9 protein-coding genes are annotated in these 14676 nt (G+C 68.6%); 5 read left to right on the top strand and 4 right to left on the bottom strand.

The window, feature by feature from the left end:
- Positions 1-115: 115 nt before the first annotated feature.
- On the bottom strand, positions 116-2929 hold the full coding sequence (locus tag HWX87_RS14170) for a heavy metal translocating P-type ATPase (protein ID WP_176047688.1): 2814 nt from the start codon (positions 2927-2929) through the stop codon (positions 116-118).
- A gap of 191 nt (positions 2930-3120) precedes the next feature.
- Entirely contained in the window at positions 3121-3444 is a 324-nt protein-coding gene (locus HWX87_RS14165) for a toxin-antitoxin system HicB family antitoxin (RefSeq protein WP_176047687.1), read from the bottom strand.
- A gap of 516 nt (positions 3445-3960) precedes the next feature.
- On the opposite strand from HWX87_RS14165, the gene HWX87_RS14160 reads away from it, so the two are divergent.
- Positions 3961-5397 (top strand): DUF1254 domain-containing protein, encoded by a 1437-nt coding sequence (locus tag HWX87_RS14160; protein ID WP_176047686.1) that lies wholly within the window; start codon positions 3961-3963, stop codon positions 5395-5397.
- 148 nt (positions 5398-5545) lie between these two features.
- The gene (locus HWX87_RS14155; RefSeq protein ID WP_176047685.1) at positions 5546-9343 is read left to right on the top strand and encodes a DUF748 domain-containing protein; all 3798 of its coding nucleotides are present in this window, start codon (positions 5546-5548) and stop codon (positions 9341-9343) included.
- Positions 9344-9396: 53 nt separating this feature from the next.
- Here the strand turns inward: HWX87_RS14155 and HWX87_RS14150 are convergent, their stop codons facing one another.
- The gene (locus HWX87_RS14150) at positions 9397-9618 is read right to left on the bottom strand and encodes a hypothetical protein (RefSeq protein ID WP_059238606.1); all 222 of its coding nucleotides are present in this window, start codon (positions 9616-9618) and stop codon (positions 9397-9399) included.
- Between the two features lie 313 nt (positions 9619-9931).
- On the opposite strand from HWX87_RS14150, the gene HWX87_RS14145 reads away from it, so the two are divergent.
- On the top strand, positions 9932-11611 hold the full coding sequence (locus tag HWX87_RS14145) for an alkaline phosphatase family protein (protein ID WP_176047684.1): 1680 nt from the start codon (positions 9932-9934) through the stop codon (positions 11609-11611).
- An 81-nt stretch (positions 11612-11692) separates the two neighbouring features.
- Here the strand turns inward: HWX87_RS14145 and HWX87_RS14140 are convergent, their stop codons facing one another.
- Complete coding sequence (locus HWX87_RS14140; protein ID WP_176047683.1) at positions 11693-12589, bottom strand: LysR substrate-binding domain-containing protein; 897 nt, start codon at positions 12587-12589, stop codon at positions 11693-11695.
- Positions 12590-12751: 162 nt separating this feature from the next.
- Between HWX87_RS14140 and HWX87_RS14135 the strand changes: the two genes are divergently transcribed.
- Complete coding sequence (locus tag HWX87_RS14135) at positions 12752-13603, top strand: ABC transporter permease subunit (RefSeq protein ID WP_176047682.1); 852 nt, start codon at positions 12752-12754, stop codon at positions 13601-13603.
- Between the two features lie 7 nt (positions 13604-13610).
- Positions 13611-14654: an ABC transporter ATP-binding protein gene (locus tag HWX87_RS14130; protein ID WP_176047681.1), complete on the top strand. Its 1044-nt coding sequence runs from the start codon at positions 13611-13613 to the stop codon at positions 14652-14654.
- The last annotated feature ends 22 nt before the right edge of the window (positions 14655-14676 follow it).

Here is a 14676-nt window from a genome sequence, read left to right as displayed (position 1 = left end):
GCATATGCCGGCAATCCTCCCGATCCTTCCTGTTGGCCGATGGCCGATGGCCGATGGCCGATGGCCGATGGCCGAACGGCCATTCTGCCGTCCGGCCATCGGCCATCGGCATGCATCAGCGTGCGCGGCCTTTCCATCTCCGCAACAGCAACGCGTTGGTCACGACGCTGACGCTGGAAAACGCCATCGCCGCGCCCGCGATCACCGGGTTCAGCAGGCCGAGCGCCGCGAGCGGCACGCCGACCAGGTTGTAGACGAACGCCCAGAACAGGTTCTGCTGGATCTTCCGGTATGTGCGTTTCGAGATGTCGATCGCGTCGGCGACGAGCGCCGGGTCGCCGCGCATCAGCGTGATGCCGGCCGTGTGCATCGCGACGTCCGTGCCGGTTGCCATCGCGATGCCGACATCGGCCGCGGCGAGCGCGGGCGCATCGTTGATCCCGTCGCCGACCATCGCGACGACCCCGCCGTGCGTGCGCTTCAGCTCGGCGACGACGCGTGCCTTGTCGTCGGGCAGCACCTGCGCATGCACTTCGCCGATGCCGAGCGACGCCGCGACGGCCGCCGCGCTGCCGCGGTTGTCTCCGGTCACGAGCGCGCTGACGACGCCGCGTGCCGACAGCGCCGCGATCGCGTCGCGGGCGCCCGGCTTCACGGTGTCGCCGAATGCGATCAGCGCGAGCAACGCGCGCGGCGCATCGGCACGCATCAGCCACGAGATCGTGTTGCCGGCGCGTTCGAGTTCGGCCGCGCGGGCGTTCAGCTCGGGCGGCACCGCGATGCCGAGCTCGTCGCGCCAGCGTGTGCTGCCGAGCGCGAGCAGCTGCCCGCCGACGCGCGCTTCCACGCCGCGTCCGGCTACCGCGCGTGCATCGGCCGCGACGGCCAGCGGCGCGGTATCGCCGCGTGCGACAACGTCCGCATCGTGCGCGGCGACGACGGCACGCGCGAGCGGGTGGTCGCTCTGGCGTTGCACGGCCGCCGCGAGCGCGAGCGCCTCGTCGCGCGGCACGCCCACGGCCTCGAACGCCGTCACGGACGGCTTGCCTTCGGTCAGCGTGCCGGTCTTGTCGAATGCGATCACGGTCGTGCGCTGTGCGAGTTCGAGCGCCTGCGCATCCTTGATCAGCACGCCGTGCCGCGCCGCGACCCCCGTGCCGGCCATGATCGCGGCGGGCGTCGCGAGCCCGAGTGCGCACGGGCAGGCGATCACGAGTACCGCGACCGCGTTGAGGATCGCGGTTTCCATCCCGGCGCCGGCGATCAGCCAGCCGACCAGCGTCAGCACTGCGATGCCGAGGATCGCCGGCACGAACACTTCGCTGACCCGATCGACGAGCCGCTGGATCGGCGCCTTCTCGGCCTGCGCGGATTCGACGAGGCGGATGATGCGCGCGAGCGTCGTTTCCGCGCCGATCGCGGTGGTTTCGACGACGAGCGCGCCTTCGCCGTTGATCGAGCCGGCCGTGACGGCGTCGCCGTCGTCCTTCGGCACGGGCAGGCTTTCGCCGGTGATCAGCGATTCGTCGATGTGCGAGCGGCCCGACACGATCCGGCCGTCGACGGGTACGCGTTCGCCCGGGCGGATGCTGACCTGTGTGCCGACGCGCACCTGCGCCAGCGGTACGTCGCGCTCGACACCGTGCTCGATGACGCGCGCACGGTCGGGACGCAGCGCGTTCAGCGCACGGATCGCCTCGGTGGTCTGGCGCTTCGCGCGCGATTCGAGCCATTTGCCGAAGCGCACGAGGGTGACGATCACGGCCGACGCCTCGAAATACAGGTGGCCGGGATGCGCGGGATCGCGCAGCAGCATCCACAGGCTCAAGCCATATGCGGCCGACGTGCCGAGCGCGACGAGCAGGTCCATGTTGCCGGTGCGCGCCTTCACCGCGTGCCAGGCTGCACGGTAGAAGCGCGCGCCGAAGCCGAACTGCACGATCGACGCGAGCACGAGCTGGAGCCAGCCGGGCAGCATCAGGTCGATGCCGAACGGCGCGACGAGCATCGGCGCGATGAGCGGTGCGCTCAGCACGGCGGACCAGATCACGAGGTTGCGTTCGCGCACCGCTTCGCGGCGCTTGCGGGCGTCGGGGTCCGGCGCGGCGCTGGCCGGTTGCGCGTCGGCGCCGGCCGTTGCGCCGGCTGACGGCGCGGCGGCGAGCGATGCACGGTAGCCGGCTGTGGTGACCGCCGCGATCAGCGTGGCGGCGTCGAGTGCGCCGGCGCCATGCACCGACGCGCGCTCGGTCGCGAGATTGACGGAAGCGCGCGCGACGCCCGGTACGGCGGCCAGCGCTTTTTCGACACGGCCGGCGCAGGACGCGCAGGTCATGCCGCCGATGTCGAGTTCGAGGTCGAGGTCGGTGGAGGCGGCTGCAGGTGGCGGGGCAACGGCGACCGGAGTCGCACCGTAACCGGCTTGTTTTACCGCTTCGGCGAGCCGCGCGGCGGATACGTCGGCCGACGCGTCGACGGTGGCGCGTTCGGTCGCCAGGTTGACCGATGCGCGCGTGACGCCTGGCACCTTCGCCAGCGCCTTCTCGACGCGCGACACGCATGATGCGCAGGTCATTCCGTCGATATCGAGCGCGATTGTGGCGGCGGGGGGCGGAAGCGTGGCTGCTGCGGACGGCGTTTCGTTGCGCGGTGGATGTGCCGCAGGCGCGGTCGCGACGGCTTCCACGGCCGCGTCGCGCACGGTGGCGCGGTAGCCGGCCTCACGGATTGCGTCGACGAGCCGGCCGGGTTCGACCGTGTCCTGCGCGGTGACCGTCGCCGCCTGCGCGTCGAGGTCGACTGCCGCATCGACGACGCCCGGCACGGCGGCCAGCGCGCGCTGCACGCGGCCCGTGCAGCCGCCGCAATGCATGCCGTCGACGCTCAGTTCGATCGTTTGCAGCGCTGCGGAGGCAAGTGGTTCAGTCATGTCGGATTCCCCAAAAGCGCGGTTCGTGCCGCGAATGGTTCCAGTATCAACATTCCCATGATGGTAAGGTCAAGCGTCGGCGACAATGCGACGCATGTTGATGTCCACAGGGTGTCACAACGCGAAAGAAACAAGCGCCCGGCTTCCAGACGGATAGCCGGGCGGTCGCACCGTTGCGCTTGATTACGTGGTCAGGAACAGAGCTTGGCGCTCGCGAGGCGATTCAGGCTGACGCCTTGCTCGGCGGCCTGGATGACCAGCGCACGGTGCGTCTGCGGCGGGATGCGAACCTTGAATTCACCGCTGTAGGTCCGGTCGGCGATCGGTTCGGGCACCTTCCCGCCGTTTGCGGTCATGTCGCGCACGACATCGGCGACGAGCCGGCGAATGCCCGCGAGCGCGTCTTCCGGCGTGGCGTCGAGCCACGAAAGAGACGGGAACTCCGCACAGAGGCCGACGTGCTCCCCGTTCTCCGGGGACCACGTTACGCGGTACGTAAAGTGGTCTTGGGTCATGATTTCCGTTCCTTCAGTCGATCGGTCGCGTCGAGAACCTGCCGCACCTGATACGCGTTCGCTTCCCGCGATCATTCTGGATGTTCACTCGAGGATCGCCTTGCCACGGTGTCTTGAAAATGGCGTGGCTGGAACCCGATTGGCGGGCCGCTCCGAAGCGTGCCGCTCAGGCCTCGAACAGATCGTTGAAACGCACGTTCGCCGGCTCTCGCCTCATTTGATCGAGGATCTTCCATCCGCTCGCGCAAATGAATGGTGTCAATAATGACACCATTTGTCCGAGCTGGCCACGAACCCTCGGCCGCAGTTTTTCCCGACGGCAACCGAACCAGCGCCCGACCTGCTATTCGGCGTATTAGGGATTGCCCCGAGGCGCTATGATACCGGCCTGACATCAGCGCCCACCGTTGCGAAATGTAGCGAAACGGCATCCGGGCAGGCTGGGGTGCCTTGCATTCGCCGTTCGCAAGACGAACAAGGCGTTGACTGAAAAGAACGATATTCGGCCAGTAATCGATGATTGAAAACCTGCAGGAATCAGTTTCTCTGCGGCGCGCGTGCGCGTCGCTGGCCATGGCGGCGTTGCTCGCGGGGTGCGCGTCGCAACCGGACGCGATCCAGCGGAAAACCGGCTGGATGCGCGCGGAAGTCGCCGACTCCTATGTCTATGCGTATCCGCTCGTGCTGATGGACGTCGCGAAGGAAGCGGCGACGGGCGGCGACGGCGCGCAACCGGGGCAGGCGCCGCTCAACACGCTGCGCCATGCGCAGGCGCTGCCGCCTGTCGGTGCGGTCAATCCGCCGCTGCCGGGCGTCGATACCCTCGACTCGACCGGCTGGCTCGACATCGCCGCCGAACCCGTGATCGTCACGCTGCCCGACACGCGCGGCCGCTACTGGGACGCGCGCGCGCTCGACATGTGGACCAACGTGCTGTGGTCGTCGTCGAGCGTGGCCGCACGCGGCGCCCGCGGCGGCGCGCGATCGCAAACGATTGCCTTCGTCGCGAAGGACTGGCAGGGCGCGCTGCCGAAGGGCGCGCTGCGTGTCGACGTGCCGTCCGGCAACGCGTGGCTCGAAGTGCGGCTGCAGACGAGCGGCGGGCGCGACCTGACGAACGTGAAGAAGCTGCAGCGCGCGATCCGCGTGGTGCCGCTGTCTGTTTACACAGGCGCCGCGCGCGGCGCGTCGGTCGCGGTCCATGCGGGCAGCGCACCGTCCGAAGCGGTAGGCGGCGGCACGCCGGCCGAGCAGGTGGCCGCACTCGACCCGAAGGCGTTCTTCACGCGCTTCGCGCAGGCGCTGCAGGACAACCCGGCGCCGGTCGACGACGCGCATGCGCTGGAACTGCTCGGCGACATCGGCGTGACGGCCGGCTACCCGGTGCTGTGGACGGGCGACCGCCTGACGGCCGCGACGGCCGGCGTCGCCGAGGCGCGCGCGCGGCTCGCGACGCCGCCGTCGAACCTGCTGAACGCGAACGGCTGGAGCTGGATCGGCGACACGGCCGGCAAGTACGGCCAGGACTACACGCTGCGCGCCTACGCGGCTTACACGCAGTTCGGCACCGCGACGCGCGACGACGAGACGCTCGCGGTCGTTCGCGTCGACAGCGACGGCCATGCGCTGAACGGCGCGAACCGCTACGTGCTGCATTTCGCGCCGGGCGCGCTGCCGCCGGCCCGCGCGTTCTGGACGCTCACGCCCTACACGACGAACGGCGCGCTGCCCGACGTCGGGTCGGCGCGCCGCTCGCTCGGCGATCGCGACCGGCTGCGCCGCAACCACGACGGCTCGATCGACGTCGTCGTGTCGGCGTCGCCGGGCGGCGCGCATGCGGGCAACTGGCTGCCGGCGCCGCGCACCGATTTCGCGCTCGCGTTGCGCCTGTATGCACCGAAGCCGCAGGCGAGCGACGGGTCGTGGATGCCGCCCGTCGTCGTCCGGAAATGAACGGATGACCGGCGGCGCTGTCCGACCGGCGGGCGCGACAGCGCCCGAATCCCGTACCGTCACCTCCTGAGCCTATACTTTCGGGATAGCGTGCGCGGCCGTCCGGTTCTCCGGCGCGGCCCGGCATCCATTCCCGAGGCATTCAAGCATGGCAAGCGCAGACAAAGAAACCGTATCCTCGACCCTCCATGCCCTCGGTGGCGTTGCACGCTCGCGCCGGACCCGGCGTATCGGCATCGGCGTGCTGATCTTCCTCGTATTGTTCGGACTGCTCGGGTTCTTCGCGGCGCCGCCGCTGATCCGCCACGTCGCCGAACAGCAGTTGAGCAAGCAGCTCGACCGGCCGGCCACGATCCAGCGCATCGCGCTGAACCCGTACACGCTGAACCTCGAAGCCGACGGCATCCACCTCGGCGAGCGCGGCGGCCAGGGCGACTTCATCGACATCGGCAAGCTCGTCGTCAGGCCGTCGTGGTCGTCGCTGTTCCGCGGCGCGCCGATCGTCAACGAAATCCGGCTCGATTCGCCGCGCTTTCACATCGTCCGCTACGACGCGCAGCGCTTCAACTTCACCGACCTGATCGAGAAGTTCTCCGCGCCGTCGCCGAAGCCCGAAAGCAAGCCGACGCAGTTCTCGGTGTCGAACATCCAGGTCAACGACGGCCGGATCGACTTCGACGACCGCCTGCTGAATGAAAAGCACGTCGTCGACAACTGGACGCTCGGCATTCCGTATATCGCGACGCTGGCCTCGAAGACCGACATCTTCGTCGAGCCGAAGCTGCGCGCGCGCTTCGACGGCAGCCCGATCTCGATCGACGGCAAGACCAAGCCGTTCGCGCAGTCGCGCGAATCGGAGATCGCGCTGAAGTTCGATCGCCTCGACGTGCCGAAGCTGATCTCGTACGTGCCGGCAAAGCTGCCGGTGGCCGTGACGAGCGGCCTGCTGAGCAGCAACCTCACGGTCAATTTCGTGATGAGCGGCGAGACGCCTGCGCTGCGCGTGTCGGGTACCGTCGACCTGAACGATGCGAAGGTGACGGACCACGCGGCCGCGCCGCTGTTCGCCGCGCGCGGCGTGCACGTCGCGGCGGCCAGCCTCGAGCCGCTGCGCAACGCGATGCACTTCGACGAAATCAGGATCGACCAGCCGGTGGTCGACCTGGCGCGCGACAAGCAGGGCGTGCTGAACGTCGAGAAGCTCGTCGCGCAGCCGGCCGCTGCCCCGAAGGCCGAACCCGGCAAGCCGGCCGCGTCGGCCGCCGCCGCGTCCGGCGCCGCCGTCGCCGCAGCCAGCGGCGCGCAGGCCGAAACCGCCGCCGCCGCGAAGGAAGCGCCGCCGCTCGATCTGACGATCCGTCATTTCGCGATCGACGGCGGCACGGTCAACGTCGACGACCGCGTGCCGGCGACGCCGACCGCGATGTCGCTGACGAAGCTCGCCGCGACGCTCGACGGCTTCTCGCTGCTGGGCAAGACACCCGCGAAATACACGCTGTCGACGTCGCTGTCGCGCGGCGGCGACGTGACGGCCGAAGGCGCGTTCAATCTTGCCGACAAGCAGGCCGACACGAAGCTGACGGTTGCTGCGCTCGCGCTGCCGGCGCTGCAGCCGTATCTCGGCGAGGCGACGCGCGCACGCGTGCTCGACGGCACGCTCGGCGCAACCGTCAACGCGAAGACCGACTGGGGCAAGACGCCGCTCGCCGCGGAAGTCGCCGACAGCACGATCAGCCTGAAGTCGCTGAAGCTCGCGACGCCCGACAGCAAGGCGCCCGCGATCGTGCTGCCCGACGCGAGCGCGAAGATCGCGAAGGTCGACGTCGCCGCGCGCACCGCGGAGATTGCGAGCGTCGACGCGAGCGGGCTCGCGCTCGACGTGAAGCGCCTGAAGGACGGCAAGATCGACCTCACGTCGCTGGCCGGCCCCGCGCAGGCATCGGTGCCGAAACGCACGGTCGCGCGCAAGGCCGAGGCCGCCGCGCCGTCGTGGCACTACCGGATCGACGCGCTGAACGTGAAGGATTCGTCCGCGAACTTCACCGACCTGTCGACGCCGCGCCCGGTGAAGCTGGCGATCAAGCCGCTGGAGCTGTCGGTGCAGAAGCTGAGCGACGACATGACGAAGCCGCTGCCCGTGCAGTTGAAGGCGACCCTGAACCGCAAGGGCTCGCTGAACGTGACGGGCGACGTGACCGCGCAGCCGCTGAAGCTCGGCCTGAAGATCAACGGCAACCGCCTCGACGCCGCCGCGTTCGAGCCGTACTTCGGTAGCGCGCTGAACGCGACGATCGCGAGCGCGCTGCTCAACGCGCAGGGCAACCTGACGTTCGCGCAGGTGAAGGACACGCCGCGCGCGACCTATCGCGGCGACGTCGCGCTGGTCGACGTGCGGATGCTCGACAAGGCGACGTCCGACCCGTTCGCGGGCTGGCGCTCGCTCGCGCTGTCGAACCTGAAGGCGAACTACGACGAGAAGGGCACCGACATCGACGCCGCGCGCGTGACGTTCTCGAACTTCTACGGCCGCGTGCTGCTCGACGCGCAGGGGCGGTTGAACCTGAAGGACGTGGTCGCGAAGCAGTCGGGCCCGGCGCAGTCGCTGACGCGTGACGCGAGCAAGGGCGAGCCGGTGCCGCTGTCGCCCGGCATGACACCGCCGGCCGCCGCGCAAGCTGCGTCGGCTGCTGCGGCGTCCGCGCCGGCCGCTGCGTCGGCGACGGTCGTCGTGAAGGCCGCGACGCCGCCGCAGAATCCGGTGCGGATGCACTTCGGCCAGCTCGTGCTGCAGGATGGCCGCGTCACGTACACGGACAACTTCATCAAGCCGAACTACACGGCGAACCTCGTCGCGATCAAGGGCACGGTCGGCGCGTTCGGCACCGATTCGACGACGGCCGCGCCGGTCGACGTCGCCGCGAACCTCTCGGGCAACGGGCCGATCTCGATCAAGGGTTCGGTGAACCCGCTGATCGAGAAGCCGGCGCTCGACCTGACGGCCACCGCGCACGACATCGAGCTGACCAACCTGACGCCGTATTCGGCGAAGTACGCCGGTTATCCGATCACGAAGGGCAAGCTCAACGTCGATCTGCATTACGCGCTCGAGAACGACCAGCTGAAGGCGAACAACCACATCTTCATCGACCAGCTCACGTTCGGCGATCACGTCGACAACGACACCGCGACGAAGCTGCCGGTGAAGCTCGCGATCTCGCTGCTGAAGAACACGCGCGGCCAGATCGACGTGAACCTGCCGGTGTCGGGTTCGCTGTCGAATCCGGAATTCAGCGTGGGCGGGCTGATCTGGCGCGCGGTGCTGAACCTGATCGCGAAGGCCGTCACGTCGCCGTTCTCGCTGCTCGCGAACGCGTTCGGCGGCGGCGGCGAGGATCTCGGCTACGTCGAGTTCGCGCCGGGCTCGTACGAGCTGGCCGATGCGCAGCAGAAGAAGCTCGATACCGTCGTGAAGATGCTGACCGAGAAGTCGTCGATCCGTCTCGACCTGATCGGCCGCGTCGATCCGGCGCAGGACACGCCGGGGCTGCGCGACGCATACGTCGAGCGCCTGGTGCGCCAGCAGAAGCTGAAGGACGTGGTCGGCCAGGGCGAGAGCGTCGATCCGATGTCGGTGAAGGTCGACAAGGCCGAATACTCGAAGTACCTGACGCGCGCGTACAAGGCCGCCGACTTCAAGAAGCCGCGCAACCTGGTCGGCCTGCAGAAGACGCTGCCCGACGCGGACATGAAGCAGGCGCTCGCCGATCACGCGCCGGCCGACGACAATGCGCTGCGTGCGCTCGCGCAGCAGCGCGCGCAGGCCGTGCGCCAGTACCTCGACGGGAAGATCGATTCGAGCCGCGTGTTCGTCGTCGCGCCGAAGCTCGACGCGAAGGGCATCTCGGACAAGGGCGCGACGACCCGCGTCGACTTCGGGCTGCAGTAAGCCTTGCCGTCATCCGCCGCCGCGTCCGCACCTGCCGGGCGCGGCGGTTTTTTTCAGCGCGCGGCGATCGCCGGTTCGCGCTTGTCCAGTTCCTTCCTCGCGGCCAGCGGCAGACGCGCATCGTCCCACTGCGTCAGCCATTCGATTTCCTTCGCGGTGAACACCTGTCCGTAGTTGCGCAACGCGTACTGCAGCGCGTCGACGACGTGGTGGCGAATGATTTCGGGGGTGCGTGCATCGTCCAGCACGAACCGGAGAGCTTCCAGGGTCGACATTCTCGTGCTCCGGGTCAGGGAAAACCCTTTATCACACGCCAATAGTCGCGGGCCAAGCCGAAAAAAAATCGCGGCGGGGGCCGGTGACTCGACGGACGGTTTGACCGATGCACCGGCGCGGTGCCCGCCGGTGAGCACGCACGTCGCAACGTGCGCCAGGTCACGTTGCTTTGCGACCGCGTCGTGTCGCTTGCGATTGGTTACGTTTGACAGAAAACAGAAAGCCCCGCTTCATCCGAGCGCCCCACGATCCGGCGATATTTTGCGCGCCTGATGGCAAGTCACGCAGTTCAACATCAATCGATGAGGTGGGGTGATCATGTCTTTCCTTGGTAAGCAGCGGAAGTTGGTGGCGATGGTGGCGGGCGCGCTGGCGCTCGCAGGCGCAGGCGCGCACGCGGCGCAGCAGGACGGCAACAGTCAGGGCGAGGACCGCGGCCACGCGAACCGCGTCGTGAAGCACGTGCTGCTGCTGAGCGTCGACGGTCTGCACGAGCAGGATCTCGCGCGCTGCATCGGCGCGAACACGTGCCCGAACATCGCGGTGCTCGCAAAGAGCGGCGTGACGTACACGAATGCGTATACGCCGGGCCTGTCGGATTCGTTCCCGGGGCTCGCGGCGCTCGTGACGGGCGGCTCGCCGAAGACGGCCGGCCTGTTCTACGACGTGTCGTATGACCGCAACCTGTATGCGCCGGGCGATACGACGTGCTCGGGCAAGCAAGGCTGGAACGTCGTGTTCGACGAAACGACCGGCGTCGACGCGATCAACGGCGGCAAGCTCGTGCACCTCGACGGCGGCGGCGCGTTCAACCCGCAGGCGATTCCGCACGCGCGCGTGAACGGCCAGTGCGTGTCCGTTTATCCGCACAACTACGTGAAGACCAACACGGTGTTCGAAGCCGTGAAGGCCGGCGTGCCGAACGCGCACACCGCGTGGGCCGACAAGCACGCATGGGGCTACGACTGGCTGAACGGCCCGTCGGGCAACGGCGTCGACGACATGATGCGCACCGAGATCAACTCGATCGACCCGGCGACGAACACCGACTACACGGACGTCTATTCGCACACCGCGCGCTTCGACAACCTGCACGTGCAGGCGCTGATCAACCAGATCGAAGGCCGCGACTCGACGGGCACGAAGAGCGCGCCGGTGCCGACGCTGTTCGGCGGCGACTTCCAGACGCTGAGCGTCGCGCAGAAGTCGCCGGTCGCGAAGGGCGGCGGTTATCTCGATGCCGACTTCACGCCGAACGGGCAGGTCGCGAACGCGATCACGTACATCGACAACTCGATCGGCCATATCGTCGCGGCGCTGAAGCAGGCGAACCTGTATTCGTCGACGGCCGTGATCGTCACGTCGAAGCATGGCCAGTCGCCGTCCGATCACACGAAGCTCGTGAAGAACGGCGATACGCTGACGAAGCTGCTCGAAACGAACAATTACCTCGACCCGAACGGCAACTTCGGCCAGAACAACACGACGACGGGCAACCTGAACGACGGTTCGGGCCTGGTCGGCACGGGCTTCGTGCAGACCGACGACGTCGGCCTGATCTGGCTGCGCGACCGCAGCCAGCGCACGGCCGTGGTCGAGACGCTGAAGGCGAACCTCGGCTGCAACGCGCCGGGGATCTGCGCGGACGGTGCGCAGGCGTACGTCCTGTACGGCGCGGCGCTGGCCGACCGCTTCGGCGATCCGGCCAACGGCCGCACGCCGGACATCATCGTCCAGCCGAATCCCGGCGTGATCTACACGTCGAGCACGAAGAAGGACGAGGAACACGGCGGCAACGCACCGGACGACAGCCACCTCGGCCTGCTCGTGTCGTATCCGGGAGTCCATCGCGCGCGCACCGTGAACGATCTCGTGGGCACGAAGCAGGTCGCGCCGACGATCCTCGAGCTGCTCGGCGCCGACCCGCACCTGCTGCATGCGGTCGTGGCCGAGAACACGCGCGTGCTGCCGGGGCTCGGTATCGGGCGCTGACGCAGCGTGCCGGATGCCGCCGTCGGGCGGCGTCCGGCGCAGGGCGCGCGCGGCCGTGCGGCGGCGCGCGCCGTTGCCGCCCTACGCGCGCGCCGATTCGTCCAGCATCCAGTCCCTGAACCGCCTCAACGCATCGCTCGTGTCGAGACGCTCCGGCGCGTAGCAGAGGTAGTGGCCCTGCGCGTCCACGTCGACCGGCGCGTCGAACGGCTCGACCAGCGTGCCGGCCGCGAGATTGTCGAGAATCAGGAAGCGCGGCACGAGGGCGATCCCGAGCCCGGCCTGCGCGGCCTGGATCAGCACCGAATACTGCTCGAAGCGCGGCCCGGCCAGCGCGTTCATCTGCGACGCGCGGTGACGCTCCGCCCATGCGGACCAGGCGATCTCCGCCTGCTCGTGCACGAGGCGCGGTGCGGCCACGACATCGGCGGGCGCGTGCAGCACATGCCGGTCGGCGAATTCGCGCGAGCAGACCGGCACGAACGTCCGCCCGCCCAGATAGTCGCTTCGCACGCCTTCCCATCCCCCGTCGCCGTAGCGGATCGCCGCGTCGAGCCCGAACGGAAACACGTCGCCGGGCGCGAGGTGGCGGCGAAAACTCAGCGTGACATCCGGCGCCGTGGCGAGAAAGCGCGTGAGCCGCGGCAGCAGCCACTTGGTCGTGAACGTCGGCACGCTCGCGATCGTCAGCAGGTCGCTGTTCTCGCGTGCGCTCAGCAGTTCGATCGACGCGTTGCCGATTTCGCGCAACGGCCCGACGACGCGCGCGTGATACACCTGGCCCGCCCGCGTGAGCGCGAGGCCGCGCCCCTCGCGCACGAACAGCTTCACGCCGAACAGTGCCTCGAGGTTCGCAATCTGGCGGCTGACCGCGCTCGGCGTCAGGCCCAGTTCGCGGGCCGCGTAGGAGAAGTTCAGGTACTTCGCGGAAGCGGCGAATGCGTGCAGCTCCGCCACGTTCGGATACAGGTGCTTCATGGCGGGCTGTTCCGTCCTTGCACAGATCGATGCGCGCTTTTTACGTTTTTTTCATGACGATGCCATGTCGAAACCGCACACTGCGCCGGCTTCGACAACGCATGCGGACCACGTCCGGCGGGCGTTGTGCGATGTTTTCCCCGATCGTCAGCGAGTGTGTTCATGCATCCGTCAACCGCCCCGGCATTGGCCGACGGTGTTCCGATTCGTCGTAACAGACCGGCGCATCCGCGTGTCGGCCGCCTGTTGCTGCAGGCGCTGCTCGCGGTGTTCGCGCTCTACCTGCTGCTGCCGATCGTGTTGCTGCTGATCGGCGCCGTGGGCGAATCGTGGACGAACACGTTGCTGCCCACCGGTGTCACCGGGCACTGGTTTGCCGATCTGGCCGCGAACCGGAGCTTCACCCGCGCGTTCGGCACGAGCTTCATCGTCGCGCTGGCGTGCTGTGCGCTCAACGCGGCGATCGGCCTGCCGCTCGCGTACGCGCTGCACCACCGCGCGCAGGCCGGCGGCGGGTTTGCGACGCGTGTCGTGATGCTGATGCCGGTTGCCGTGCCGGCGCTGACACTCGGCTTCGGCTACATCGCGATCTTCAGCGGCGACACGCTGCCGTGGCTCGGCACGTTGCCGCTGATGATCGCGGCGCACGCGGTGCTGACGTTGCCGTATCTGCTGCAGACGCTGCTCGGCGACCTGCGTCACCTCGGCCTCGCGCGGCTCGAGGCCTGCGCGGCGACGCTCGGCGCGACGCCGCTGCGCCAGTTCGTCACGATCGTCCTGCCGAACCTGCGGCACAGCCTGTTTTCCGGCCTCGTGATGGTGGCCGCGCTGTCGATCGGCGAATTCCAGATCTCGAACCTGATCGCCGGCTTTCGCTACCGGAATTATCCGATCGTGTTGCTGCAGGCGTTCTACGGTGCGACGGGGATGGCGTGCGCGGCCACCGTCGTGCTGCTCGTGCTCGCCGTGCTCGCGACGCTCGTCTCCGTCGGCACCGTGCAACGTCTGAAGTGAGTCATCCATGAGTCTCGAATTCGAACACGTCAGCTTCCAGTATCCGGGCGCCCGTCATGGCGTCGACGACGTCACGCTGTCCGCCGCGCAGGGTGAACTGCTCGCGGTGATGGGGCGCAGCGGGTCCGGCAAATCCACGCTGCTGAGGCTCGCGGCCGGGCTGCTCGACGGCTGGCGCGGCCGCATCGCGATCGGCGGCGACGACGTGGCCGGCGTGCCCGTGTGGCGGCGCGAAGTGGGGATGGTGTTCCAGCACTACGCGCTGTTCCCGAACCTGTCGGTCGTCGACAACGTCGCGTACGGGCTGAAGATGCGCGGCGTGGCGGCCGACCTGCGGCGCCGGCGCGCGCTCGACATGCTCGAGCGGGTCGGGTTGTCGGCCCATGCGACGCGCGGCGTCGCGATGCTGTCCGGCGGCCAGCAGCAGCGCGTCGCGCTTGCACGGGCGCTCGTGATCGAGCCGAAGCTGCTGCTGCTCGACGAGCCGCTGGCGGCGCTCGATGCGGGCATCCGCCATCAGCTGCGCGACGAGATCCGTGCGCTGCAGCGCGCGTGCGGCGCGACGACGCTGTTCGTCACGCACGACCAGGACGAAGCGCTGAGCATGGCCGACCGCGTCGCGATCGTCGACGGCGGTCGCGTGCTCCAGGCCGGCACGCCGCGCGACCTGTACGAGCGTCCGGCCACCGCGCAGGTCGCGCGTTTCGTCGGGCATTCGACGCTGCTGCGCGGGCGGGTGCTCGCGCACGGCGAAATCGACGTGCGTTTCGCGACGCTGCGCGCGGACACGGGAGCGCATCGACCGGGCGAGGAAATCGCGGTGCTGGTGCGGCCCGAGCATGTGCAGGCCGATCCGCCGGCGCAGGGCACGAATCGCATCGAGGGCCGTTGCGGGGAAGTGCGTTATTTCGGCGCGACGCAGCGCTATGACTTCATGCCGGACGGCTCGGCCGACGTGTTGCTGTGCGAGGGGCGCGAGCCCGCCGCGCACAGCATCGCGATCGACCCGCGTCATCTGCTCGTGCTGCCGGCATCGCCGGACGCGCACTGATTTCTTTCGTTCAACGGAGATT

This window comes from Burkholderia sp. BCC1644 (genome assembly GCF_902833225.1).
Lineage (GTDB): Bacteria > Pseudomonadota > Gammaproteobacteria > Burkholderiales > Burkholderiaceae > Burkholderia.
Note: the sequence above shows the minus strand (reverse complement) of the source record. Positions and strands in the feature narration are given on the sequence as shown.